General features: G+C 70.0%; 18 protein-coding genes. 4 read left to right on the top strand and 14 right to left on the bottom strand.

Translation table 11 applies throughout. From position 1 onward, the window contains the following. Window positions 1–2 precede the first annotated feature (2 nt). The 3 genes from OCL97_RS11505 to OCL97_RS11495 all read right to left on the bottom strand — a co-directional run bounded on the left by OCL97_RS11505 (window position 3) and on the right by OCL97_RS11495 (window position 3939). Window positions 3–1772, bottom strand: coding sequence for a protein kinase domain-containing protein (locus tag OCL97_RS11505; protein WP_377370182.1), 1770 nt, complete (start codon window positions 1770–1772; stop codon window positions 3–5). An 86-nt stretch (window positions 1773–1858) separates the two neighbouring features. Next, window positions 1859–2308: a hypothetical protein gene (locus tag OCL97_RS11500; protein WP_377370181.1), complete on the bottom strand. Its 450-nt coding sequence runs from the start codon at window positions 2306–2308 to the stop codon at window positions 1859–1861. Continuing rightward, window positions 2305–3939 carry a putative bifunctional diguanylate cyclase/phosphodiesterase gene (locus OCL97_RS11495; protein ID WP_377370180.1) on the bottom strand — a complete coding sequence of 545 codons (1635 nt, stop codon included), beginning with the start codon at window positions 3937–3939 and terminating at the stop codon, window positions 2305–2307. Before OCL97_RS11495 ends, OCL97_RS11500 begins: the two co-directional genes overlap by 4 nt. Window positions 3940–4121: 182 nt before the next feature. On the opposite strand from OCL97_RS11495, the gene OCL97_RS11490 reads away from it, so the two are divergent. Beyond that, complete coding sequence (locus OCL97_RS11490; protein WP_377370179.1) at window positions 4122–4571, top strand: GNAT family N-acetyltransferase; 450 nt, start codon at window positions 4122–4124, stop codon at window positions 4569–4571. Between the two features lie 3 nt (window positions 4572–4574). Here the strand turns inward: OCL97_RS11490 and OCL97_RS11485 are convergent, their stop codons facing one another. Continuing rightward, window positions 4575–6146, bottom strand: coding sequence for an AMP-binding protein (locus OCL97_RS11485; RefSeq protein WP_377370178.1), 1572 nt, complete (start codon window positions 6144–6146; stop codon window positions 4575–4577). A gap of 373 nt (window positions 6147–6519) precedes the next feature. On the opposite strand from OCL97_RS11485, the gene OCL97_RS11480 reads away from it, so the two are divergent. Further along, entirely contained in the window at window positions 6520–12270 is a 5751-nt protein-coding gene (locus OCL97_RS11480) for a beta strand repeat-containing protein (protein ID WP_377370177.1), read from the top strand. 29 nt (window positions 12271–12299) lie between these two features. Here the strand turns inward: OCL97_RS11480 and OCL97_RS11475 are convergent, their stop codons facing one another. From OCL97_RS11475 to mobA, 9 genes are all read right to left on the bottom strand, one after another. Then, window positions 12300–13022, bottom strand: a complete 723-nt coding sequence (locus tag OCL97_RS11475) for a FadR/GntR family transcriptional regulator (RefSeq protein WP_377370176.1) — start codon at window positions 13020–13022, stop codon at window positions 12300–12302. A 112-nt stretch (window positions 13023–13134) separates the two neighbouring features. After that, entirely contained in the window at window positions 13135–13908 is a 774-nt protein-coding gene (gene cobA, locus OCL97_RS11470) for a uroporphyrinogen-III C-methyltransferase (protein ID WP_305703463.1), read from the bottom strand. Then, the gene (locus tag OCL97_RS11465; RefSeq protein WP_377370175.1) at window positions 13898–16573 is read right to left on the bottom strand and encodes a nitrate reductase; all 2676 of its coding nucleotides are present in this window, start codon (window positions 16571–16573) and stop codon (window positions 13898–13900) included. The genes cobA and OCL97_RS11465 overlap by 11 nt, the downstream gene beginning before the upstream one ends. A 2-nt stretch (window positions 16574–16575) precedes the next feature. Then, complete coding sequence (locus OCL97_RS11460) at window positions 16576–16923, bottom strand: nitrite reductase (NAD(P)H) small subunit (RefSeq protein WP_377370174.1); 348 nt, start codon at window positions 16921–16923, stop codon at window positions 16576–16578. Next, window positions 16920–19382, bottom strand: a complete 2463-nt coding sequence (gene nirB, locus OCL97_RS11455; protein WP_377370198.1) for a nitrite reductase large subunit NirB — start codon at window positions 19380–19382, stop codon at window positions 16920–16922. Before nirB ends, OCL97_RS11460 begins: the two co-directional genes overlap by 4 nt. An 8-nt stretch (window positions 19383–19390) precedes the next feature. Then, complete coding sequence (locus tag OCL97_RS11450) at window positions 19391–20614, bottom strand: nitrate/nitrite transporter (protein ID WP_377370173.1); 1224 nt, start codon at window positions 20612–20614, stop codon at window positions 19391–19393. A gap of 224 nt (window positions 20615–20838) precedes the next feature. After that, window positions 20839–21894, bottom strand: a complete 1056-nt coding sequence (locus OCL97_RS11445; RefSeq protein WP_377370172.1) for a CmpA/NrtA family ABC transporter substrate-binding protein — start codon at window positions 21892–21894, stop codon at window positions 20839–20841. After that, window positions 21891–22469: an ANTAR domain-containing response regulator gene (locus tag OCL97_RS11440; RefSeq protein ID WP_377370171.1), complete on the bottom strand. Its 579-nt coding sequence runs from the start codon at window positions 22467–22469 to the stop codon at window positions 21891–21893. The genes OCL97_RS11445 and OCL97_RS11440 overlap by 4 nt, the downstream gene beginning before the upstream one ends. Before the next feature lie 101 nt (window positions 22470–22570). After that, window positions 22571–23134, bottom strand: coding sequence for a molybdenum cofactor guanylyltransferase (gene mobA / locus OCL97_RS11435; RefSeq protein ID WP_377370170.1), 564 nt, complete (start codon window positions 23132–23134; stop codon window positions 22571–22573). A 93-nt stretch (window positions 23135–23227) separates the two neighbouring features. Between mobA and OCL97_RS11430 the strand changes: the two genes are divergently transcribed. Next, the gene (locus OCL97_RS11430) at window positions 23228–23746 is read left to right on the top strand and encodes a glycine cleavage system protein R (protein ID WP_377370169.1); all 519 of its coding nucleotides are present in this window, start codon (window positions 23228–23230) and stop codon (window positions 23744–23746) included. Window positions 23747–23778: 32 nt separating this feature from the next. Here the strand turns inward: OCL97_RS11430 and OCL97_RS11425 are convergent, their stop codons facing one another. Further along, entirely contained in the window at window positions 23779–24681 is a 903-nt protein-coding gene (locus OCL97_RS11425) for an ROK family protein (RefSeq protein ID WP_377370168.1), read from the bottom strand. A 586-nt stretch (window positions 24682–25267) separates the two neighbouring features. Between OCL97_RS11425 and OCL97_RS11420 the strand changes: the two genes are divergently transcribed. Next, entirely contained in the window at window positions 25268–25690 is a 423-nt protein-coding gene (locus tag OCL97_RS11420; protein WP_377370167.1) for a helix-turn-helix domain-containing protein, read from the top strand. The last annotated feature ends 32 nt before the right edge of the window (window positions 25691–25722 follow it).

Below are 25722 nucleotides of genomic sequence, written 5' to 3'. Positions count from 1 at the left end.
CCCTACGCTGAGCGCCGCGGCCAGGCGGGATCGAAGGGCGTGCCCTCGGCGCTGGAAGGCTGGACCGGCGCGGGCTTGGGCTGCGCCTCGGCGACCGTCGGCGCGATGCGCGTCTCGTCCAGGGCGCGCGGGCCGCCCGAGGGGCGCTCGGCCGCCTCCAGACGTTCCTGCACCGCGGTGGCGAACAGGTTGAAGCCGTCGAAGAGCTCGCCGAACTCATCCTTGCGGCCGTGGGAGATGCGGAAATCCAGGTCGCCCATGGTGGCGTCCCGCAGGGCCTGCTTCAGGCGGCGCACGGGGGCGGCCAGCATCTTGGCCAGGGTGAAGCTGATCATCCCCACCACCAGCAGGATCAGGGTGCTGAGCGCCAGCATCAGGTTGCGCGAGGTGTCGGCGGCGGCCTGCAGCTCGGCCTTGCTGATGCTGACCTCGATCATGCCGAACTTGCGGTCGGCATAGAGGATGGGATGGACGAAGCGGAAGCCGTCGCGTCCGTCATCCAGCTTGATGTCGGTCACCGTCACGTGCTGGTTGCGCTGCACCACCACCTCACCCACGGGCGGGCGATAGCGGGCGCCCAGCAGCTTGGGATCGCTGGCGCCCCGGATGATCCCCTCGGCGTCCACCATGGTCATCCAGCGTACGGACTGGTCCTTGGCGGCGGCGGCGATGAAGGCCTGGATCGGGGTCCAGTCCTGCTCCATCGGCAGGGCGGCCGAGTTCTCCACCGACGGCAGGGCGGCGTTGCTGGCCACGAAGGCCGAGATCGATGAGCCAGAGGCGAGCGCCATGCGCTCCATGGCCCGGTACTGGCGGTCGAGCACGGCGCTGACGCTGATGGCCAGGGCGATCGCGGTGACCGCTACCATGCCCAGGGTCAGACGGATCTGCAGGGGCAGGTACTTGCGGCGCGCCGAGTCCTCGGCGTGCACGGCTTCATAGGCCTTGGCCTCGCGGGCCAGGGCGCGGGCCAGTTCCGCGCCGTCGGCGAACCGCCGCTCGGGGCGTTTGGCCAGCAGCTTCTCGACGATGAAACGCAGGCCACCCGGGCAGCCCGGCTCCACGGCGGCGATGGAGGGCGGGTTCTGCTGGGTGATCTGGAGGGCCAGGGTCGCGGCGCTGGTTCCGGAAAAGGCCTGCTTGCCGGTGATCAGCTCGTATAGCACCACCCCCACCGAGAACAGGTCGGAGCGGCCGTCCACCACCTGGCCCAGGGCCTGCTCGGGACTCATGTAGCGCGGCGTGCCCAGCACCTGGCCGATCTGGGTGCGGACGTGTTCCTGATCCGTGAAGGCGGCGTCCTCGGCGACCCGGGCGATCCCGAAGTCGAGGATCTTGATGGAGGTCCCGTCCCGGCCCAGCATGATGTTGGAGGGCTTGATGTCCCGGTGCACGACGCCCGACAGGTGGGCGTAGCTCAGGGCCGCGGCCAGCTGGCCGCCGATGGCCAGGACGCGGTCGCCGGAGAGCTGGCCTTCCCGAGCCAGCACCTGGTCGAGGGACTCCCCCTCCAGCAGCTCCATGGCGATGTAGGGATATCCGTCGGCCTCGCCGACGTCGTAGATCGTAACGATGGACGGGTGGGCCAGCGCGCCGGCGGCCTTGGCCTCCCGCAGGAAGCGCATCGCATATTCGGGATTGCGCCGGTATTCCTGCTTCAGCAGCTTGATGGCCAGCACCCGGTCGATGCTGGGATCGTGGGCGCGCCAGACCTCCGCCATGGCGCCCTCGCCAATGCGTTCGCGAAGCTCGTAACGACCGATCAGGCGCATTTCGCTTAACCCTCCGCCTGACGCCAGGGGCGCATGGCTCTTCGCCAGCAACCTAAGGCGGAGTCGTTAAGGGGTGGTTGGTCGAATCAGGGCTTGGCGCGCACGGCGCCGCGGATGCGGACCGCGCGGGCCAGGTCACGCTGGATCAGCGCATTGCCCGGATCCAGCTGGCTGGCCTGGGACAACAGGGCCACGGCCCGGTCGATGGCCCCGCGATTGAGCTGCTCCAGCCCCTGGGCGCGGAGCTGAGCGGCGCGGGCCGCATTGGCCCCCGGCTTAGGAGAGGCGGCAGGCGCGGCGGGGCGGGGGGCGGCTGGCTTCGCCACCGGCGCCTGGGGCGACGGGCGAGGAGCGGCCGGACGCGGAGCAGCCGCGGGCCTGGAGCCGTCGGGGTTGGGGATGGGCGCCATCTCGCCATAGCCGCGCGCCGGGTCGGTCGCCGAGTCGGGCGTGGCGGCGGTGGGGCCGCTCGCGCAGGCGCTGAGCGCCAGGACCGCGGCGAGCAGCACGAGGGGGAGCATCGGGGAGCGGGTCATGCGGAGCGGCGGCTTTCGGCGGCTTTCAGGCGTGGACGGGGCGCGGCGACGCGCCAGGCGGGGGGATCGCGGACCAGGCGGCGGAAGGCTTCGCCGGTCAGAGGCTTGGAAAAGTGATAACCTTGGAAAACGTTGCATCCGAGGTCATGCAGGGTCTGGACCTCCTCGGCGGTCTCGACGCCCTCGGCCAGGATCAGCAGGTCGAGACCCCGGCCGAGCTCGATCAGGGCCTTACAGATGGCGCGGCTGTCGCGCCGGCTCTCTATCTGGGTGACGAACTCCCGGTCGATCTTCAGTTTGTCGAAGGGCAGGTTCTTGAGGTAGCTCAGGCTGGAGTAGCCGCTGCCGAAGTCGTCGATGGCCAGGCTGACCCCCATGGCTCGCAGGTCGCCGAACAGGCGCAGGGTGCCGGTGGCGTCGGCCATGGTGGCCGTCTCGGTAAGCTCCAGCTCCAAGGCCCGCGGGCTGAGGCCATGGCGCTTGAGGGTGCGCTCCACCTTCCCCACCAAGCCAGGATCCAGCAGCTGACGGGCCGACAGGTTCACCGCCACCTTGAGATCGGCCAGCCCCTCATCCTGCCACAGCCGGGCCTCGCGGCACGCGGCGTTCAGGACCCAGAGGCCATAGCTGTCGCTGAGGCCCATCCGCTCGACGATGGGGATGAAGCGCGCCGGCGAGATCGGACCCAGGGTGGGGTGGTCCCAGCGCAGCAGCGCCTCGGCCCCGATAATCCGAGCCGCCGCCAGGTCCACCACGGGCTGGAAGACCATGGTGAGCTGATCGTCGGCGATCGCCCGGGTCAGGCCCTGCTCCAGGGTGAAGGCCTCCCGCGCGATCTCGGCCGAAGGCGGCTCGGGCAGGGTGAGGTCGCCGGTCCGGGAGGTCTCGGGCCGCGCCAGGCCGGCGGTGACCCGCAGCAGAAGCTGGCCCGCGTCGTTCCCGTCGCGGGGGAAACTGACCGCCCCGGCCTCCACGGTGGGGGTGAGCAGGGTCGCGCCATCCGCCAGTTCCTGGCCGGCGACATAGACGATCGCGCGGAATTCCCTCGACGAGGCCTCCAGGTCGGGGGGGCCGCGGAACCAGACGGCGAAGCAGTCGCGGTCGATCTGGGCGATGACGTGGGCGGCGCTGGTGGCCGCGGTGAGCCGCAGGGCGAAGCGCTTCAGGGCCGAGTTGGCGGCGGCCAGGTCGAAGGCCGCGAGGCGGTCGAAGTCGGCGAACCGGATCGCGCCCAGCAGCCTCGGGCCGCAGTCGTGCGCGATGTCGGCGTGGATTTCCTCCGCCAGGAGCTCGCGGGTCGGCATGCCGGTGGTGGGATGGATGTTGGCGGCGCGATGCTTGAGCGCGTCGAAGCGGTGTCCCAGCTCCCTGAGCAGGTGAGGCAGGCTGCGTGTGGAGCCACCCTCGAACAGCCGCGCCGCCAGCCGCTCGGCCAGCACGACCTGGCTGACGACCCGGGCGAGGAGGATCGCGCCTCCGGCAAGCAGGGCGGTCGCTGCGGCGGGGTGCAGGGTCCCTGAGACGCCCCCCGAAAGCCCCACCGTCAACAGGGCGACGGACGCCGGAATAGCGACGGCGTTCGAGATCGACCACCGGCGCGCCGGGGCTTCGAAGCCGCTCTTGACCGTCATATGGTCGCCAATCCTGCCGGAATCCTCGTGACCCGTTTAGCGTGTGAGGATTAATCGATCATGGGCGGGGCCGGATTATCTGCCCTGGCGGCGGCTGCGGACCTGAGATCAAGAGGGTAGAACCCCGCCGCGGGTGCGGATTGGCCGCCCACCGCTGTCGTCTCCATTCGGGGTGAAGCCGCTTGGCAAGTCGCTATGGCCTCGAGATCCGCGCCGCCGACAGCGTCGACGCGCCGGGGATCACAGAACTGCTGCAGGCGGCGGGGCTGTTGGCCGCCGCCGCCGCCTTGGCCGCGCGGCTGGAGCGGCTGAAGGCTGAGCGCGCCACGATCCTGCTGGCCATCGAGTGGGGGCCGCCCAGCGGGCTCATCGTCTTCCACGCCCGCCAGACCCTGCTGGCCGATCTCCCCTGCGCCTTCGTCAGCACCTTTGTGGTCGGACCCGACGCGCGTCGCCGCGGGATCGGACGGCTGTTGTTGAAGGCCGCCTCCCAGGCGGCCCGAAGCGCCGGCTGTGGCGAGCTGCACATATCGGTTCCCGAGGGCCGGGCAGGCCTGCGCGCCTTTTGCCAGGCCACGGGTTTCGATGAGCAGGACGCAGGCTTCGTGCGCCCGCTGCGCAAGCGGAACTGACGCCTAGATCGCCCGGGCGCGGCCCTCCCAGTAGGGGGCGCGAACCTTGTTGCGCTGGATCTTGCCGGCCTCGGAACGCGGCAGGCTGGTGGCGAAGTCGATCTGGCGGGGGATCTTGAACTTGGCCAGATTGGCGTGGGCGAAGGCCAGGATCTCCTGCTTCAGGGCCTCGCTGGGCTCATAGCCGGCCTTGAGCTGGATCACCGCGCGAACCTCCTCGCCGCGTTCGTCGTGGGGCACGCCCACCGTGCAGGTGTCCTCGACGGCCGGGTGCTTGATCAGCTCGTTGTCCACCTCCTGCGGGTAGATATTGACCCCGCCGGCGATGATGGTCTCGGCGTTGCGGCCGGTGAGGAACAGGTAGTCGTCCTCGTCGAAATAGCCGATGTCACCCATTGTGAAATAGCCGTCGCGGCGGTTGGCCTCGGTCTTGGCGTCGTCCTTGAAGTAGTCGAATCCCCCCTGGATATCGAGGCGCATATAGATGGCGCCGGCGACACCGACAGGACATTCCTCGCCGGCCTCGTCCAGGATGCGCGCGGCGTGCGGCGCGGGCCGTTTGCCCACCGTGCCCGGCTTCCTCAGCCATTCCTCGGAACTCACCACAAAGCCGACGCCACCCTCGGAACCGGCGTAGTATTCGTTCAGCACCGGCCCCCACCAGGCGATGATGGCGTGTTTCACCTCCGGCGGACACGGCGCCGCGCCATGGGTGATCTTGCGCAGGGAGCTGAGGTCGTAGCGCCCCCTTACCTCCTTCGGCAGGGCCAGCAGGCGCTGGAACATGATCGGCACGAAGTGGCCCCGCGTGATCTTGAAGTCCTCGATGGTCTTCAGGACCAGTTCGGACTCCCACTTGTCCATCAGCACGGTGGGCACCCCGTTCGTCAGGGCGCGGCGCACGTCTCCAGCCAGAGGCGCGGCGTGATAGGCCGGGCCGGTGCAGAGGTGGATGTCGGTCTCGCGGTCATAGGTCTTGTCATGGCCCGGCACGACCGCCTGCGGCTTGTGCACCCCCTTGGGCCGCCCGGTGGTGCCTGACGAGTAGAGCATGGTGTAGCCGCGCACAGGATCGTCGATGTCGACGGGGGAGAAACGGGCCAGGGCCGCCTCGTACCTGACGAAGCCCGGCAGGTCCCCACCGATGGCCACCTTCAGCCCCAGGTTCGGGCACTGGCCGGCCGCCGCCACCGCGGTGGCCACATCAGCGTCGGCGAACAGGGCCTTGGCCTCGCAGTTTTCGATGATGTAGGCGATCTCGTCGGCGGTCAGGTGCCAGTTCACCGGGCTCATGCGCACCCCCACCCGCAGGGCGGCGAACAACACGTCGGCGAACTCCACCCGGTTGGAGCACAACAGGGCGATGGAGTCCCCGGGACCCAGCCCCTGCTCCCGCAGCAGGCGGGCGATCCGGTTGGCGTTGGCGTTGAGGTCAGCGAAGGTCCGCGTGCGGCCGTTCAGCTCATGGACCGCCACCTTGTCGGGCTGCACCTGCGCCCAGACGGCGGGCGCCATCCCGACCTCGATCGCCGCGTTCAGGCGCGATTCCAGATCGCCAACCGAAGCCTGGCTCATATCCATTCTCCCCGCCCGGCATTGAGCAGCCGGTTCGGCGTCATCTTCCGGAACCCTGCGCGATGACGCAACGGCAATCAGCAACCGCCGGGGATTGAACCGGACTTCAGGCCGCAACCTGTCGTTGGGAAAAAACTGCGGAGGTCGGCAAATCCTGCCACGGCCAAGGCTGCGACCTTCCACGTACTCGATTGTTTTTGAACGATTTCTCTCATGGCGGTCGGACAGGCACAGCCCTTGCAACCACGGTTAACGGGCGCGGTCGCGACGCCCGCGTAAGGGCTCGCATGCAGGGACACGGCAGACAGAAGGACCGCACGGCGCGCCATGGCGCCCCTCGCCGCGTCTTGTCCGCCGGGTTGGGACCCGCAGCATGACCTCCATTGTCTCCTCCTACACCCCGGCCCAGATCGCCGGCCTGTCGCGGCAGGAACTGGAGGCCCTGACCCGCGCCGACATGGCGGCGCTGAGCTTCAGCCAGATCGGCGCCCTGACGGCGACGGGTATGGAGGCCCTGTCGGGCGAACAGCTTCAGGCCCTGTCCACCAAGCAGGTGACCGCGCTGGCGGCCACCCAGATCCGGGCGCTGTCCACCAGTCAGATCGTCTTCAGCGCCGCCCAGCTGGCGGCGTTCAACGGGACCCAGTTCCAGGGCTTTGAAGCCGAGGACATCGCGGCCTTCACCACGACCCAGATCCGGGGCCTTACCGCTCGCGAACTCTCAGCGGCGACCGCAGACCAGGTCGACGCCTTCTCCGCCACCCAGATCGCGGCGATGAGCGCCACCCAGATCCGGGGCTTCACGGCCACCGAGGTCGCGGGCCTCGACGATCAGCAGTTCGCCGCCTTGAGCGCGGGCCAGGTGGGCGCCCTCACCCCGACCCAGATCAAGGCCCTCAGCACCACACAGGTCGCGGCGCTCAGCACCACCCAGGTCAAGGGCCTGACCGCGGCCGGACTGGAGGCGATGACCGCCACCCAGGTCAGCGCCCTGACGCCCGAGCAGATCCCGGCCATATCCGCCGGCGGCTTCCTGGGCTTCACCAGCGCCGATATCGCCAGCTTCAGCAGCGAACAGCTTGGCGCCCTGACGCCCACCCAGATGGGGCGTCTGTCGACCCAGCAGGTCCGCGGCCTGACCGCGAGCCAGGTGGCAGGCCTGGCCGACGCCCAGCTCTCCGCCGTCACCACAGCAGGGATGGCGGCCCTTACCGCAAGCCAGGCCGCGGCCTTCACCCAGGATCAGGTCGCGGCGCTCGCCACCACCCAGATCAAGGGCCTCTCTCCGGTGGCCCTGGGCGCGCTCTCCGCCGATCAGATCGATGGCCTGTCCGCCGGCCAGATGGCGGCGCTTTCGGTGACCCAGCTGCGAGGCTTCGACGCGGCCGACACCGCCTCCCTGGACGCCGCCCAGCTTGGCGCCCTGAGCACCCTGCAGACGGGAGCTCTCAACGCCACCCAGATTCGGGCGCTGAGCCCCGAGCAGCTCGCTTCGCTCACCACGACCCAGATCAAGGGGCTCACCGCCGCCCAGATGACGGCGATGACACCGACCCAGATCGGCGCTCTCACGATCACCCAGATTCCCGATCTGACGGTCGCGGGCCTCTCCGGCCTCACGGCGGCCAATATGGCTGGCCTGAGCACCGAACAGTTGGGCGCCCTCAGCTCGGGCCAGATCGGCAAGCTGTCGGCCATGCAGGTGCGCGGGCTGACGGCGACCCAGATTCCCGCCCTGGCCGACACCCAACTGGCCGCGCTGACCGCCGGCGGGATGGCGGGGCTCACCCCCACCCAGGTGGCGGCGTTCAGCGAAACCCAGATCGCGGCCCTGACCACCACCCAGGTCAGGGGCCTGTCGGCCGCCGCCGTCGGCGCCCTGTCCGAAGCCCAGGTCCAGGCCATGTCGGTGAGCCAGGTCGGGGCGCTCACCGCCACCCAGGTCCGGGGCCTGACCGCCACCGAGGCCGGCGCCCTCACCTCGGAACAGTTGGCGGCGCTGAGCAGCGTCCAGGTGGCCAACCTCTCGGTCACGGCGATCACCGGCCTGACCGAGACAGATATAGGCGCCCTGACGACCACCCAGGTGCGAGCCCTGAGCGCTGACCAGATCGGCAGCCTCTCCCCCACCCAGGCGGCCGGCCTACAGGTGACCCAGCTCGCCATGCTGAGCGCTCTGCAGATGAAGGGTATCGCGGCCGCCGACCTGAGCACCCTGACCGCCGACCAGATGGCGGCCTTCTCCACCACCCAGATCGCGGCGCTTGGCGCGGGCCAGATCCAGGCCCTGACCTCCGCCCAGGTGGCCGGTCTGAGCACCACCCAGGTGGGTGGCATGGCGGCCACTCAGATCGCCGCCTTCACCTCCGCCCAGGTCGAGGCCCTGGCCTCCACCCAGCTCGCCGCCATGACACCGGGCGCTTTCACGGGCCTCACCGCCACCAATATGGCCCAGCTGCGCACCGAACAGCTGGGAGCGCTCACCACCACCCAGATCACCAGGCTGTCGGTCTCGCAGCTCCAGGCCCTGGGCGACACCCAGATCGCTGGCCTAGCCGACACCCAGCTCACCGCCCTGACGGCCCCGGAACTGGCGTCCCTGTCGGGAACCCAGGTGGCGGCCTTCACCCAGCACCAGATCTCGGCGCTGACCACCACCCAGATCCGCGGCCTCACCGCCACCAGCCTCGGCTCGTTGACGCCTGAGCAGATCGGCTCGCTGTCCACCACCCAGCTTCAGGCCCTCACCACCGCCCAGCTCAAGGGGTTCACCACCACCGAGGCGGCGTCCCTCACCACCGCCCAGTTCGCCGCCCTGTCGGAGACCCAGGTGGCGGCCCTGTCGGCCAACGTCATCGGCGGCTTGACCCTCGACGAGGTGGCGGGCCTAAGCACCAGCCACCTGGCGGGCCTGTCCACGGCTCAGGTGGGGGCGCTGTCGGAGGAGCAGGTCGCGGTCCTGTCGACCACCCAGCTCGGCGCCCTGGGCGCCACCCAGATGCGAGGCCTGACCAGCGAAGCCCTGGCGGCCCTCACCGCCAGCCAGTTCGCCACCTTCTCGGCCACCCAGATGGCGGCCCTGACCGCCAACCAGATCAAGGGCTTCACCGGCGACGAGATCGACGACATGACAGCCGAACAGCTCGCGGGCCTCACGGCGGCGCAGCTCACCGGCCTTTCGGCCACGGCCATGGCGGCCCTATCCACCACCGACGTCGCGGCCCTCACCGCCACCCAGATCAAGGGCCTGGCGGCCACCACACTGGCGGCGTTCTCTTCGGAGCAGCTCGGGGCGCTATCGACCACCCAGATCCAGACCTTGAGCGTCGCCCAGGTCAGGGCCTTCACCGAGGAACAGGCCGGAGCCCTCACCACCGACCAGATCGCGGCCCTACACACCACCCAGGTGGCGGCCCTCAGCACGACGGCCCTCGCCGGCCTCACCCCCGAGGACATCGCGGGCCTGGCCCCTACCCAGATCGGGGCGATGGTGGCCGCCCAGATTCAGGCCTTGTCCGGCGATCAGATCCAGGCCCTGACCACCACCCAGATCGCGGGCTTCACCGCCCTCCAGCTCAAGGGCCTCACCGCCACCTCCCTGGGCGCCCTCAGCGTCTCCCAGTTCGCCGCCCTCTCGGCCAGCCAGATCGGTTCCCTGACCTCGGCCGCCATCGGCGGGTTGAGCGTCGAGCAGGTCGAGGCCCTGACCACCACCCAGCTGGACGCCTTCAAGACCACCGGGATCGCCGGCTTCACTGACGCCCAGGTCGCCGCCATGAGCGAGGCGCAGATTGCCAGCCTGGAAGCCAGCCAGATCGGCGCCCTGACCACCACGGCGATGGCCGGCCTGACCGCCGCCGAGATCGGAGCCCTGACGGACAGCCAGATCGCCGCCCTGTCGGCCACGCAGCTGGCGGCGCTCTCGGCCGAGCAGCTGCAGGGCTTCTCGGCCTCGCAGCTGGACAACCTGACCACCAGGCAGGTGGCGGGCCTCAACGCCACCAACCTCGGCGCCCTCTCCAACGAGCAGATCGCCGCCCTGACGCCCTCGCAGATCGCGGCGCTCAGCGCTACGGCGGTGGGCGGCCTGACCCCGACGCAGGTCGCGGCCCTGACCGACACCCAGATTGACGCCCTGAAGGCGGCCAGCGTCGGCGGCCTGACCTCGACCCAGGTGGCGGCCATGACAGACGGGCAGATCGCCGGGCTGGCGGCGACGCAGATCGCCGCGCTCAGCGCCAGCGCGGTCACGGGCCTGAGCGCCGCAGATATCGGCGCGCTCACCACGACCCAGGTCGCCGCGCTCAGCGCCACCCAGATGGGCGCCCTGTCGGACGATCAGGTCGACGGGTTCGACGCCACACAGCTTCGCGGCCTGAGCGCCAAGCAGATCGCCGGACTGTCCAGCACAGCCATCTCGGGCCTGGCGCCGGAGAGTATCGCAGCCTTCACCACCACCCAGGTCTCGGCCCTGGCCGCCACCCAGGTCGCCGCCCTGACCGCCGAGGATGTGCAGGCCATGACGGCCGCCCAGATCGCGGCCCTGTCGGTCTCAGGGGTCGCCGGGCTGGCCGACACCCAGGTGGCCGCCCTGAACGCCACCCAGATGGCGGCCTTCACCCCCACCGAGATCGCCGCCTTGACCGCCACAGCGGTCTCGGGGCTGACGGCCACCCAGATCGCCGGACTCTCGAAGGAACAGTTGGCTGCGATGACCCCGGGTCAGATCGCCGCCATCTCCACCACCAGCATCGTCGGCCTCACCCCCACCGAGATCGCGGGCCTCAGCCTCACCCAGTTCGGCAGCCTGACCCCCACCCAGGTGGGAGCCTTCACCCCCACTCAGGTGGCGTCGCTGACCGCGGCCCAGGTGGCGGCCCTGACGCCGGCTGAGGTCGGCGGCTTGACCCCGACCCACATCGCGGCCCTGACCCCGACCCAGTTCGCCGCCCTCAGCCCCACCCAGCTGGCCGCCATGTCGACGACGGGCATCACCGGCCTGACCTCGACCGAGATCGCGGGCCTGACGAGGACCCAGCTCACCAGCTTCACCGCCACCCAGATCGGCGCCCTGACCTCGACCCAGTTCGCGACCCTGAGCCAGACCCAGCTCGCCGACCTGACGGCCACCGAGATCAGTGGCCTGACCGCCACCCACGTCGCCAGCCTGACTCCCACCCAGATCGCGGCGATGACCACCACCCATATCGCGGCCCTGTCGGCGAGCGGCGTGTCGGGCCTGACCGCCGATCAGATCCCGGCCCTGTCGGCGACCCAGATCGCCGCCTTCACCGCCACCGAGGTCGCCGCCCTTTCGGCCGGCGCCATCTCCGGCCTGTCGACCGAGGACATCACCGGCCTGACCTCGACCCAGTTCGCGGCCCTGACGCCGGAACAGGTCCGCGCGCTCTCCACCACCCAGGTGGCGGGGCTGGGGACCACCCAGGTCGGCCTGTTGGACGCCTCGGACGTGCGCAGCCTGACGCCCACCCAGATCGCGGCCCTGACCTCCACCGGGTTCGCCGCGCTGACCCCGACCCAGATCCAGGCCCTGTCGGCCGCCGGGATCACCGGCCTGACCGAGGAACAGATCACCCAGATGACCCTGACCCAGCTCGGCGGCCTGACCACCGAGCAGATCGGGGCGCTCACCACCACGGAAATCGGCTATCTCACCGCCGCCGGACTGGCGGCCATGACGGTCACCCAGCTCAGCGGCCTGGTGCGAATGCAGCTGCGGGCCTTGAGTGAGAGCCAGTTCGATGCGCTGACCGAGACCCAGGTGGCCTCCTTCAGCGGGACGCAGATCGCCAACCTGGAGTCCACCGACCTCAACAGCTTCGAACCCACCCAGTTCGAGGCCCTGACCTCGACCCAGGTGGGATCGCTGACACCCACCCAGCTCAACAGCCTGAACGCGACGATGATGTCGTCCTTCACGGACCGGCAGCTGGTGGGCCTGACCGTCACCCAGGTGGCTAGCCTCTCGATCACCAGCATCAGCGCCCTGACGCCCCGCGAACTGATGGCCCTGAACGGCACCCAGATCGACGCCTTCACCCCGACCCAGATGGCCCGCATCACGCCCGAGCAGTTGGCCGCCATGCAGGCCGGTTCGTCCTGATCCAGGCCGCTGAGGCCTGAGGTCGCGCTCTAGGCGCCCGCGGCCACCCCCGCCGCGGCGTCCTGCTCGATCAGCACCAGGGCCTCCAGCATCAGCTCGCGCATCGCCCGGCTGGCGCCCTCGGCGTCGCCGGCCAGGATGGCGTCGGAGACCTTCTGGTGGTCGGCGATGCTCGCCAGACGGACGCCCTTGCGCCGGTTGGTCAGGCGGATGGAGGTGCGCAGGGCAACGTCGATCAGGTCGCGCATCTGGGCCAGGAAGCGGTTGCCGCTGGCCCGCAGGATAGCGACGTGGAAGGCGATGTCGGACTCCAGCGGATCATCCTCGCCCCGCTCGGCGGCCTTCATGCGGTCCAGCCCCGCGACGATCGCGGCCTTGGCCTCGTCGCTGGCCAGGCGCGCGGCCATGGAGGCGGCCATGGGCTCGATGGCCAGCCGCACCTGGGTGAACTCCAGCAGCAGGGTCGGGGAGAACTTGCGCTGCAGGAACCAGCGCAGCACGTCGGGATCCAGCAGGTTCCAGTTGGTCTCCGGCTCCACCCAGGTGCCCTGGCGCGGACGGGCGTTGAGCAGGCCCTTGGTGGTCAGCATCTTGACCGCCTCGCGCAGCACGCTACGGCTCACCCCCAGGCGCTTGCACAGCTCGGCCTCGATGGGGAACGGGTTCTGCGCGCCATAGACGCCGCAGACGATCTCCTGGCCCAGGCGCTGGACGATGTCGTGGGTGAAGCTACGGCCGTGGGTGGTCCTCATCGGCGGATCGCCGGCGCGTCGCGCGCGACCAGGTCAGCGTGCGAAATGAGACACCTCCAGGCCCGCAGCTTGGGTGCGGTCCTGAAAGCATGTTCCAGCTTTGCCCTGACGGTCAAGCGCGCAGGGCTTGGACGTTTTCTTGCTGCGCCTGCAGGAAGGCGCCGGGCGCCAGGGCGGTGACATCGCCCACCACGATCATCACCGGTCCCGCGCCGGTGGCCGCGGCCAGGGCCGGCAGGCCCTCAAGCGACCCGCTGCTGAACCGCGCATCGGGGCTCCCGACATTCTCCATCACCGCCACCGGCGTGGTGGACGCGCGGCCCGCCGCGATCAGCCGGGCGCGGATCTGCTCAGCGGCGGCCCCGCCCATATAGATGGCCAGGGTGGTCTCCGGATCGCCCGCGCCGTCCCAGTCGGCCACCAGCCTGCCCGCCGTCAGGGTGGCGGTGGCGAACACCACGCGGCGCGCCAGGCCGCGATGGGTCAGGGGGAAGTCGAACTGTGCGGCGGCCGCGCAGGCGGTGGTGACGCCGGGCACGATCTCCACGGCCACGCCGTGGGACTTCAGGAACGCGCTCTCCTCCCCCACCCGGCCGAAGATCGAGGGGTCGCCCCCCTTAAGCCGAACCACCTTCAGGCCGCGCCGCGTCAGGCGCAGCATCAGGCGGTTGATCGTGTCCTGCGCCATGCTGGTCCGTCCCGCCCGCTTGCCGGTCTGGATGCGGATACAGTTGGCGGGCGCCAGGTCGAGGATATCGGCGCCGACCAGGGCGTCATAGAGCAGGGCCTGGGCGCCCTGGACCGCCCGCAGGGCGCGCACCGTCATCAGGTCGGCGGGTCCGGGACCCGCGCCCACCAGCTGCACCTGACCGAGATCATGCGGCATCCTGGGTCTCCTTGAGCATGTTGAGGGCGGCGATACGTCGGGCGATCTCGGGTCGGCACGAGCCACAGTTGGTCCCGGCCCCGGTCGTCGCGCCGATGGCCTCGACCGAGGCGGCGCCGCCTCGGACAGCGTCGTCGATAGTGCGGGTTCCCACCTTCAGGCAGGCGCATACGGTGGGGCCGCGGTCGATCACCGGGCCGGGCGGACGTCCGAACAGCAGGGTGGCGCGCGCGGCGGGGGGAACGTTCTGTTCGAACAGATCGACCAGCCATTCGCGGGGCGGCAGGGCGCCGCCAGTGGCCACGAACAGCACCCGCTCCAGCCGGTCGCCGGAGATCCAGGCCTCACGCCGCGCGCCGGTGGCTGGGTCGCCATAGCTCAGCAGCTCGCCCAACGGCTCACCGATCCAGCGGCGCAGGGCCTCGCGCTCGTCCTCGTCCCCGCGCCCGGCGAACTCGTGCAGCGTGCAGGCGGTCTGCGGGATGCGCCGCCAGATCAGGTCCGCGCCCTCGGGCTGGGCGAACCCCCTGCGGTCGATCAGAAAGCCCTTCCAGGTCTCGCGATAGGCCCGCACCCAGGCCGGCGTGTGTTTGAACTCCGGCTGGCCGGAGGTGGCGTCGACACTGGGCGCGATCAGCGTGTTGGACCGGCCGGACGGGGCGTAGGCCTTGGTCCAGTGGATGGGCATGAAGATCCCGCCTCGCCGCTGACGATCGGTCAGCCGGGCGATGGCCACCGCCTCGCCGCGCACCGTCTGGACGCGGGTCAGGACACCCTCGGTCACCCCCACGGCGGCGGCGTCCTCGGGGTGGATTTCCACGAAGGGCTCCGGCGCATGGCGCCACAGGTCGGCGGCGAGGCCGGTGCGGGTCATGGTGTGCCACTGGTCACGGATACGGCCGGTATTGAGCGACAGGGGGAAGGCCGGATCACAGGCGGTGGCGGGCCCTTTGGACGCCACCGGCATCATGTTGGCCCGGCCATCGGGCGTCTGAAAACGCCCATCGGTGAACAGCCGCGGCGTGCCCAGGCGGTCAGCGCCCACCGGCCACTGCACTGGGGCCAACTCGTCATAGTCCGCCTGGGACAGGCCCACGAGACCCGAGAGGTTCAGGGTGCGGGAAAGGTTCTCGAAGGCGGTCAGCCGGGTCCATTCGCGGAAGACGCTGGCCGGTCTCGCCCAGGAAAAGGCGTCGCCAAAGCCCATGGCGTCGGCCACCTCGGCGATGATCCGCCAGTCGGCCTTGGCCTGGCCGGGAGCGGGAAACAGGGCCCGCTGGCGCGAGATTCGGCGTTCGGAATTGGTGACCGTGCCGTCCTTCTCGCCCCAGGCCAGGGCCGGCAGCTTCACGTGAGCGAAGGCCATGGTGTCGGTGTCGGCCATGCAGTCGGAGACGACGACGAAGGGGCACTTGGCCAGCGCCTCGCGCACCCGTCCCGCGTCAGGCATGCTGACGGCCGGATTGGTGGCCATCACCCAGATGGCCTTGATGCGCCCGTCATGGACGGCCTCGAACATGTCGACCGCCTTGAGGCCGGGCTTGGGGGAGGTCTTCGGCGCGCCCCAGAAGCGGGCCACGCGGGCCACGTCGTCCGGGGCGAAGTCCATGTGGCCGGCCAGGGTGTTGGCCATGCCGCCGGTCTCGCGACCGCCCATGGCGTTGGGCTGGCCGGTGATGGAGAAGGGGCAGGCGCCGGGCTTGCCGATCCGCCCGGTCGCCAGGTGCGCATTGAGGATCGCCAGCCCCTTGGCCACGCCCTGGGCCGACTGGTTGGCGCCCATGGAGAACAGGCTGACCGTCTTGGGCGTGTCGGCGAACATCTGGAAGAAGGTCTGAAGGTCGGCCAGGTCGAGCCCGCAGTCGGCGGCCACGGCGGCAGGCGACTGGTCGGCCTGGGCGAGTTCGGCTTCCACGCTGGCGAAGCCGTTGACGTGTTCAGCGATGAAGCTGCGGTCGATGGCTCCGCGACCGATGAGGTCAGCCAGCAGGCCGTTCCACAGGCGCACGTCCATCTGCGGCGCGAGGGCCAAGTGCAGGTCGGCCACCTCGGCGGTGTCGGTGCGGCGCGGGTCGATGGCCACGTGCTTCTGGCCCCGGGCGCGTTGGGCCTCCATGCGCCGGAACAGCACCGGATGGGTCCAGGCCGCGTTGTGGCCGCTGAACACCACCAGGTCTGCCAGGTCGAGATCCTCGTAGCAGCCGGGCGCCAGGTCGGCGCCGAAGGCCTGCTTGTGGGCCGCCACCGCAGAGGCCATGCAAAGCCGCGAATTGGTGTCGATATTCCCCGAGCCGATGAAGCCCTTCATCAGCTTGTTGGCGACGTAGTAGTCCTCGGTCAGCAGCTGGCCCGAGACGTAGAAGGCCACCGAGTCCGGGCCATAGCGAGCGATGGTCTGGCTGAACCTGCGGGCCACCAGGCCGGCGGCCTCGCTCCAACCCACCTCGCGCTCGCCGATCATGGGGCTGAGCAGGCGGCCCTCCAGACCCACAGTGGCCCCCAGCGTCGAACCCTTCGAACAGAGCCTGCCTTCATTGGCCGGGTGGGCGACGTCGCCGCTCACCGCCAGGCTGCGCGCCTGGGCCACCACGCCCGAGACGCCGCAGCCCACACCGCAATAGGGGCAGGTGGTCTTGACGGCGGGGACGAGGGAACCGTCGGCCACCGCTAGCCTCCGACCAGACCCAGCATCAGGCGGCCGTCCACCACCTCCAGCGGCACCACCGGCGCGCAGCCGTGGCCCTTGTCGGCGCCGGTCCCTTCGCCGGTGGCCAGGTCGATGATCCGGCCGTGCAGCGGGCAGGTCACCGACTGGCCGTGCACGATCCCCTCGCTGAGGGGGCCGCCCTTGTGCGGGCACCTGTCCATCAGGGCGAAGACCGCGCCGTCGCCGGTGCGGAAGATGGCGATGTCACCCCGAGGGCTGGGGACCCGACGGGCGCCGCGGCGCGGAATGTCGGTCACCGCGCCCACGTCGGTCCAGAGGACGGAGGGTTCCTTCACGAGCGCGTTCATGCGGGTTCGAACTCCAGGCGGCGGCTAAGCGGGTTGAACTCTTCGGTGTGGCGGCCAGCGACCCGCTCCGCCCAGGGATCGACGCGGGAGAAACGCTGCGAATAGGAGAAGCGGTCGTAGAGCGCCCGGCGGTTGTCGAGGTCGGCGATCGCCGCCTTGATGCTGTCGAGGCCGACCCGGTCCATCCACTTGTAGATCCGCTCCAGGTACCAGCCTTCCTCGCGGTAGAGCTGCACCACGGCGCAGATGGTCCACATCGCCTCCTCCTCGGTGGCGACCTTGGTGAGGATCTCGGTGCCGCGGATATGCAGGCCCGCCGCGCCGCCCACATGGATCTCGTAGCCGCTGTCGACGCAGATCACGCCGACGTCCTTGCAGGTGGCCTCGGCGCAGTTGCGAGGACAGCCCGACACCGCCAGCTTGACCTTGGCCGGGGTCCAGGACCCCCACATGAACTTCTCCAGCCGCATGCCGAGACCGGTGGAGTCCTGGGTCCCGAACCTGCACCAGTCGGAGCCGACGCAGGTCTTCACCGTGCGCAGCCCCTTGGCGTAGGCGTGCCCCGAGACCATGCCCGCCGCATTGAGGTCGGCCCACACCGCCGGCAGGTCGTCCTTCTTGACCCCCAGCAGGTCGATCCGCTGACCGCCCGTGACCTTGACCGCCGGGATGGCGAACTTGTCGGCCACATCGGCGATGGCGCGCAGTTCGTCGGGCGTGGTCATCCCGCCCCACATGCGCGGCACAACGGAATAGGTCCCGTCCTTCTGGATGTTGGCGTGGACGCGCTCGTTGATGAAGCGCGACTGCTTGTCGTCCTGGTAGTCTCCCGGCCAGGCGCAGATCAGGTAGTAGTTGAGCGCGGGCCGGCAGGAGGCGCAGCCGTCCGGGGTCGTCCATTCCAGGGCCTGGTGGATGGCGGGCATGGACTTCAGCCGGCCATCGACGATGGCGCGCCGGACCACGTCATGGGTGTGCCCGGTGCACTTGCACATGGGGGCTGGGCCGGTCTGGACCTGGAAGCCATCCCCCAGGGTCAGCTTCAGCAGCTTTTCCACCAGCGGCGTGCACGAGCCGCACGAGGCCGAGGCCTTGGTGACCCCGCGCACGGCGTCCAGGGTGGTGAGCCCCTGGGCGGTGATGGCACCGGTGATCTGCCCCTTGCACACGCCGTTGCAGCCGCAGACCTCCTGGTCGTCGGACATGGCCGCAACGGCCGCACTAGGGTCCAGGCCCGACAGACCCTCCGTGATGGCCTGGCCGAAGATCAGGGTCTCGCGGATGCCGCTGACATCGGCGCCCTGGCGCATCAAATCGAAGTACCAGCCGCCGTCAGTGGCGTCGCCGAACAGCACCGCCCCGGCCACCTTGCCGTTTTCGAGAACGACACGCTTGTAGACGCCACGGCCCGCGTCGCGGAACACGATGTCCTCGCAGGTCTCGCCGCCCGCGAAGGCGCCGGCCGAGAACACGTCCACGCCCGACACCTTCAGCCGGGTCGAGAGCATGGAGCCGCCGTAGGCGCTGCCCTCATCGCCGGTGAGCGCCGCCGCCAGGGTCTTGCACATGTCCCAGATGGGGGCCACGAGGCCGTAGGCCACCCCCCGGTGCTCGGCGCATTCGCCCACCGCGTAGATGTCGGGGTCGTCGGTGCGCATCTGGTCGTCGACCACCACGCCGCGCGCCACGCCGATACCGGCGGCCTTGGCGAGCGCCGTATTGGGTCGGATGCCCACGGCCATCACCAGGACGCTGCAGGGCAGCACTTGGCCATCGGCCAGCTTCAGGCCGCTCACCTTGCCGTCTTCGCCGAGGATGGCTTCGGACTGGGCCGAGAGCACCGTCTCCACCCCACGCTGGGCCAGGGCCTCGGCGAGCAGGAAGCCCGCGGCGCTGTCGAGCTGGCGCTCCATCAGCACGTCCATCAGGTGGACCACGGTGGCCTTCATGCCGCGCTTGGCCAGGCCATAGGCGGCCTCCAGCCCCAGCAGGCCGCCGCCGATCACCACGGCCGCGCCACCGGCGTCGGCGGCGGCGACCATCTGCTCCACGTCGTCCAGGTCGCGGAAGGTGACCACGCCCGCGAGATCGGCGCCGGGCAGCGGCAGGCGGACGGGGTCCGAGCCGCTGGCCAGGATCAGCCGGTCATAGGGAACGCTCAACCCTCCCTCGGCCGATACCGTCTTGGTCGCCCGGTCGATCCCGGTGACCGCGCGGCCCTCGTGCAGGATGATGGCGTTGTCGCGGTACCAGGCCTCGTCGTTGATGACGATGTCGTCGAAGGCCTTCTCCCCCGCCAGCACCGGCGAGAGCATGATGCGGTTGTAGTTCACCCGCGGCTCCGCGCCGAAGATGGTGATCTCGTAGCGATCAGCATCGCGCTTGAGGATGTCCTCCACCACCCGGCACCCCGCCATACCGTTGCCGATGACGACGAGCTTCTGCTTGGCTTGCATGATCATCACCCTCAGACCCGGACCGGGGTGGAGTCGGCAGGCGCCAGGGTCGGCCAGACCGCGCGCCAGTGGTGCTTCAGGCCAGCCAGCGCCACCAGCGCGAAGACCGCCAGGGCCGCGAAGCCGAGGAAGCCGAACTGGTAGGTCCCGGCCATCTTCTTGGCGAGGCCAAGGGTGGAGGCCAGATAGAAGCCGCCGATCCCACCGGTCATGCCGATCAGGCCGGTCATCACCCCGATCTCCTTGCGGAACCGCTGGGGCGCCAGCTGGAACACCGCCCCGTTGCCGGCGCCCAGAGCCGACATGCAGAGCATCAGGACCGCGAAGGCCAACCAGACATTGGGCATCTGGAAGCTGGCGGTCGCCAGGCCAAGGGCCGCGAAGCCCAGCACCACGATCAGGGTCCGAACCCCGCCGAATCGGTCGGCCAACGCCCCGCCCACCGGCCGGATGAAGGAGCCCGCGAAGACGCAGGCCGCGGTGAAGAAGCCGGCCTTCACCGGATCGATGCCGTATTCGGAGTTGAAGTAGATGGTGAGCGAGGAGGACAGGCCCACGAAGCCGCCGAAGGTGACGCTGTAGAGCAGCATCAGCCACCAGGCGTCGGCCACCTTCAGGACGTCGAGATACTCCGAGAACTTCTTGGGTTCGGGCTGCTCGGGCGCGTCCTTGGCCATCAGCAGATAGACCACGAAGGCGACAGCCAGCGGTATGATCGCCAGGCCGATGACGTTGTTCCAGCCGAAGGTCTTGGCCAGCATCGGCGCGAACAGGGCCGCCAGGGCGGTGCCCGAGTTGCCGGCGCCGGCGATGCCGAGCGCCAGGCCCTGGTGCTCCTGAGGATACCACCGGCTGGCCAGCGGCAGGGCCACGGCGAAGGAGGCGCCGGCGACGCCCAGCAGGACGCCCAGAACCAGCACCTGCTGATAGTTGTGCACCCCCAGCAGCCAGGCGGCGCCCAGGCCGGTGATCACGATGCTCTGGCCGATCAGGCCGGTGCGCTTGGGGCCGATGCGGTCGACCATGACGCCCGCCACCAGCCGCAGCAGCGCGCCCGCCAGCACCGGAATCGCCACCATCAGGCCCTTCTGGGCGGGATCGAGATTGAAGTCCTTGGCGATGGCCACGCCCAGCGGGCCCAGCAGGACCCAGACCATGAAGCTGAAGTCGAAATAGAGGAAGGCGGCGAACAGGGTGGGCGTGTGGCCCGACTTGAGGAAGGAACGGCTCAACATGGGACTGAAACCTCGGATGAACGAGAGCGGCGGCATCGCCGTTGGGGTGACCGCATCCGAGCGGTCGTCTCGATCAGCCGCGAACGTCGTTGTCCGTGGGCCTGTCCCCATGACGCACCGCAACATGACCGCTGTCAGCCGCGGCGGCGCGATCCCAGGGCGGTTGGGCGGCAGCGCCTATTTCGCAGGCGCCGCAAAATCAGCGCTGGTGAATAACTAGGCGACTAGCCGGCGTCGAAGGTCGTGCCGTCAAACAGCGGTGCCGGATTCCCAAGGACCGGCGCGCCGAGGCCGGTGGTCCCCAGGGCCTCCAGCGCGAGGGCGGGACGGTAGACCGAGGCGATCAGGGCTTGGGCGTCCAGGTCCCCGTCGACCTGCTTCCAACGCCGCATCTGGGTGAGGAACCACTGGGCATGCTCCAGGCGCGGAACACAGGCCCCCTCGCGGTGGAAGATCAACTCCTCGCCGAGCGCCGGGCGGATCGCCTCGGCCGCCGCACCGACATATTCAGGCTGGGCCAGCAGCACCGCCAACTCGTCCCTGTTGTCCGCGACGTCGCACCAGGCCTGGGCCCGGACCAACGCCCGCAGCAGGGGCGCAAGACGATCGTCGTCGGCGAACTCCGCCCGCGCCCCGAGCACCTTGTCGGGGCCCCCTGGCCAGAACTGCGAGGTGCGCAGGGCGACACGGCCCAGGCCGCCCCGGGTCGCCACCGTGTTCCACGGCGCGCCGACGCACACCCCGTCCACCTGGCCGGTGCGCAACTGCTCCACCATGCGTGGCGGCGGCGTCACCACCAGCCGCACGTCGCGGTCGAGGTCGACCCCCGCCTCCGCCAGCCAGTAGCGCAGCGCGTAGTTGTGCATCGAATAGGTGAAGACCACCGCGAAGGTCAGCGGCGGTTCGCCGGCCGCGCGGCGCTGGCCGATGAAGGCCGCCAGTCCGGCGGCGATCTCCTGCAGGCTCTCGGCCCCGGCCGGCAGGGCCTGGCTCAGTCGGTTGGACAGGGTCACGCCTGCGCCATTCACCGCCAGGGCCAGGGGGGCGATCATCGGCGCCACGGGCCCCCCGGCGCCGGCCGTGGCCGCCAGGGCCATGGGGGCCAGCATATGGGCGGCGTCGAGGGCGCCCACCGTGACCTTGTCGCGGATGGTGGCCCAGGAGGCTTCCCGGCTCAGGGTCACATCCAGGCCCTCGCCGGCGAAGAAGCCCTTGGCCTCCGCCGCCACGAGAGCCGCGCAGTCGGTAAGGGGAATGAACCCCAGGGTCAGGCTGCTCACGATGCGTCCCCCTTCAGCACGCCCGCGAAGGCCAGCAGATCGGTGGCCACCGCACCGAGCGGCCGGCCGGTGTCCATGGCCAGTTTGCGCAGCAGCTTGTAGGCGGCGTCCTCGTCCAGGCCGCGCTCCTTCATCAAGAGACCCTTGGCGCGGTCCACCACCTTGCGGGACTCCAGGTTGGCCTTGGCCTTGGCCAGGTCGCCGCGCAGCTGCTGCATCAGCGAGAACCGGGTCATGGCCACTTCCAGGATCGGCCGCACCCGGGCCGGCGCCAGGCCATCGACGATATAGGCCGCCACCCCGGCCCGGATCGCCTGCTCGGCTAGGCCAGGCTCGGAGCGGTCGGCGAACATCACCACCGGGCGCGGATTGGTCTCGCCGGCTTCGCGCAAGCTCTCGAGCGTGTCGCGGTCGGCGCTGTCGCAGGCCACCACGATGATGTCAGGGGAAAAGCTCGCCACCTCGGCGGCGTTGAACTGGGCGCTCTGGCGCACCTCCAGCGGGTCGACGCCATCCAGCCCCTCGGCCACCAGCGCCGCCCGGGCGGGGTCGGGATCTATGACAAGGACGCGCATGGGGCCCTGCTAACCGCCAAGCCCGGCCAAGACGCCACCCGTGTCGCGCCAATCGCCCAAGGCGCCGCCAAGACGCCTGTTTTCAGGGCAAACATCGCAACTCATTTGGGCGCCTTAGGCCCATCGGGCTCGCCCGTCAGGCGATCACGCTCTTGCGGGGTATTGGCGCCTCGCAGCCGAGGAAGCAGCTCGGGGTCCAGCGCCACCTGGATCAACGCCGCCCGCTCCACGAACCGCCGCAGCGGCCAGTCGGCCTGGGCGTCCCCCGGAACCGCCGCCAGATCGAGCACCATAGGCAGAGGCTGCGCCTCGAACGCCGCGCCCGGCGCCTCGGCCGCCAGGAGGGGCGCAAGGTCCTCCGGGCGGATCGTCGGCGCATCGACCGCCAACACCAGCACCCGGCCCACCTGGTCGCCCAACAGAGCCACGCCCGCCAGCACCCCGGCCACCGGTCCGCTCAGCGGCGTGGGATCAGGCGCCCGGGGCAGGCCGAACTCGCCGTCGCCCGCCGACACCACCACCGTGGCCCCCACCGAGCGCGCCAGCTCGGCCACCCGGTCGACGGCGCGGCGGCCATCCCACAGTTGCGCGGCCTTGTCCGTCCCCATCCGACGGGACGCCCCGCCAGTCAGGATGATCGCGCCGAGGGTTGGGGGGGTGCTCATGGGCGGACCGATGGAGCGGCCGCGCCCCAAGGTCAACGCCGGAGCCTCAAATCGCGATTGACTGCGAACGGCGCCCGCCCGAGAGAGTTGGCCATGGCGAACCTAGTCCTCAGCGTAGTCGGCAGCGACCGCCCCGGTCTGACCCAGGCCCTGGCGGCCGCCGTGCTCTCGGCCGGCGGAAACTGGCTGGAAAGCCATCTCAGCCGCCTCGGCGGACTTTATGTCGGCTCCGTGCTTGTGGAGGCCGACGACCTCGAAGCCCTGCGCGCGGCCGTGCAGGCGGTGGACGCCCATGGGCTGGAGGTCCGCATCGCACCTGCCCTCGAGGCCCCGGTCGCCGGCGGGGAGGAGGTGCTCTTCGCACTGGTCGGCCAGGACCGGCTGGGCATCGTTCACCAGGTGACGGCGATCCTCAGCCGGCTAGAGGTCAATATCGAGACCTTCGAGACCCGCATCAGCGCCGAGCCCCATTCCGGCGGCGCCCTGTTCCATCTCGACGCCCGCCTGCGCCTGCCGCCGGTCCTGACCGCGCAGGATGTCCAGGCCGCCCTGGAGGCCATCTCGGCCGAGATCATGGTCGATATCAGTCTCGCCCCCGCCACAGCGCGCTAAACCTGATCGCGTTGGATCCGCCCCCGGCGGGTCTACCGGCTCGAGGCCTGACGTCGAGCCATGAGCAAGGCGCCCTCGAGGCCGGAATGTTCGAGGGCCGGGGTCCGCAGGTAGCCGGGCCCTGCGATCATGGGCGCGCCATATTCGCCCATCGCGGTCTTCAACGCGGCGGCCACCGCGTCCAGCAAGCCCGGCGTCGACATCACCCCGCCCCCCAGCACGATGCAGCGCGGCGACCAGGCGAGGGCCAGACTGGCGCAGAGCTGGGCGAGATAGTCGGCGGCCAGCGCCTTGAGGTCGGGACGTTCGGCCAGGGTCTCGCCGGCCGCCAGCCGCCGTCCCAGCGCCGGTCCCGCCGTCAGCCCTTCGGCGCAGTCGGTGTGGAAAGGACAGGCGCTGGGGGTGGTGTCGTCCAGACGGCGGTGCAGTCGCAGGTGTCCGATTTCCGGATGCAGGGCGCCTTTCAGGGTCCGCCCTTCCAAGCACAGCGCCCCGCCGATACCGGAGCCCACGGTGACATAGGCCACGGCGTCCAGGCCCCTCGCCGCGCCGATGGCCTGCTCGGCGATCGCCGCTGCGGCCACATCGGTCTCCACCACCACCGGCGCGCCGAGGCGCTGCGCCAGGACGGCGGCGAGGTTGAAGCCGCTCCAGTGCGGCTTGGGGGTCGGCAGCATCAGACCGCGGTCTGGCGAGGCGGGATCGACAATCAGGGGTCCGAAGCTGGCCAGGCCAATGGCGTCGAGCGTGTCGCCCGGCCTCAGGTCGGCCTGGATTGCGCCCACCAGGTCGATCACCGCCTGTTGCGGGGTGGTCGTCGCGAACCGATGGGTCGGGACATCAAGGGCGGCTTGCCGATCTGCGTCCGCCGTCGCCACCCGGCAGAGAATCTTCGTGCCGCCCGTCTCAATGGCGGCGATCAGGGAGCGGGTCATGCGGGCCTCCGTGGCGGTCACGCGGCAATGACCTCTGCCCGCGACGGACACTCAAGGTCAAAACTTGGTCGCCCGCGGCCCACGGGGCAATGATCTTTCCACCAAACCGGGCGCCCGCCACGGTCGCGGGCACGGATGCGAGATGTGGAAGTCGCGCGGCGGTATTCGGCCGACCCTCGACGCCCGCGACACAGGCTCACGCTCCCCGTGATAGGTTTTGGGAACCCGCGCCGGTTGAACCCTTCGTCTTGATGGGTTTCACAACTCAAGTTCGCTGAGCGATTTCTACCCAAACTGAGTACAGGTTTCCGCCGACGCCGACGAGGCTGGGCTGACGGGCCCAGCTTGGAGGTCCGCGCGACCGGTCTCCCACGCTTGAATCCAGCGCTATCGCGACTGAATTTCAAATAGAATCCCTCCTGTTGCGAGGCTGCATCCCGGCAGCATCGAACATGATCAGCGGGATTGTCGGTCGCGGCTCTCATGCCGCTTTGCAAAGGTGTAATATTCGCCTTTACTCGGCGAATCTTGAACGCGCTCCGGCCGCCCCCACCGAGCGCGCGCCGTGGTTGAGGAGAACAGGACTGTGCCGGAGCTATCCAACAAGACCCCGGACCCGATGGACGTCGCCCTGGGTGCTGCGGTTCGTATCCGCCGGCGAACGATCGGCATGTCGCAGGAGGCCCTGGCCGAACAGTGCGGCGTCAGCTTTCAGCAAATTCAAAAATATGAGAACGGCGCGAACCGCATTTCCTTCTCGCGCCTGGTGCAGATAGCCCGCGCGCTGCGATGCCGCGTCGTGGACCTGATGGACGTCCTGGACACCCCGGGGCACGACGCCGTGGGAGACCTGGACCTGCTGTCGCGCATGCGCACGCCAGGCGCCCTGGAACTTCTGGCCGCATTTGAGAAACTGCCGCAGGACGCACGCGCCTCCCTCGTCAACTTCATGCGCGCCCTCACCGGCCCGGACGGCAGCCTGCGCAGCAAGCAGAAGGAAATGGCGTAGGGACCCTAGCCGGCTGGCGGATCGCGATGGGC

This window comes from Phenylobacterium ferrooxidans (genome assembly GCF_042714595.1).
In the GTDB taxonomy this organism is placed as follows: domain Bacteria; phylum Pseudomonadota; class Alphaproteobacteria; order Caulobacterales; family Caulobacteraceae; genus Phenylobacterium; species Phenylobacterium ferrooxidans.
Note: the sequence above shows the minus strand (reverse complement) of the source record. Positions and strands in the feature narration are given on the sequence as shown.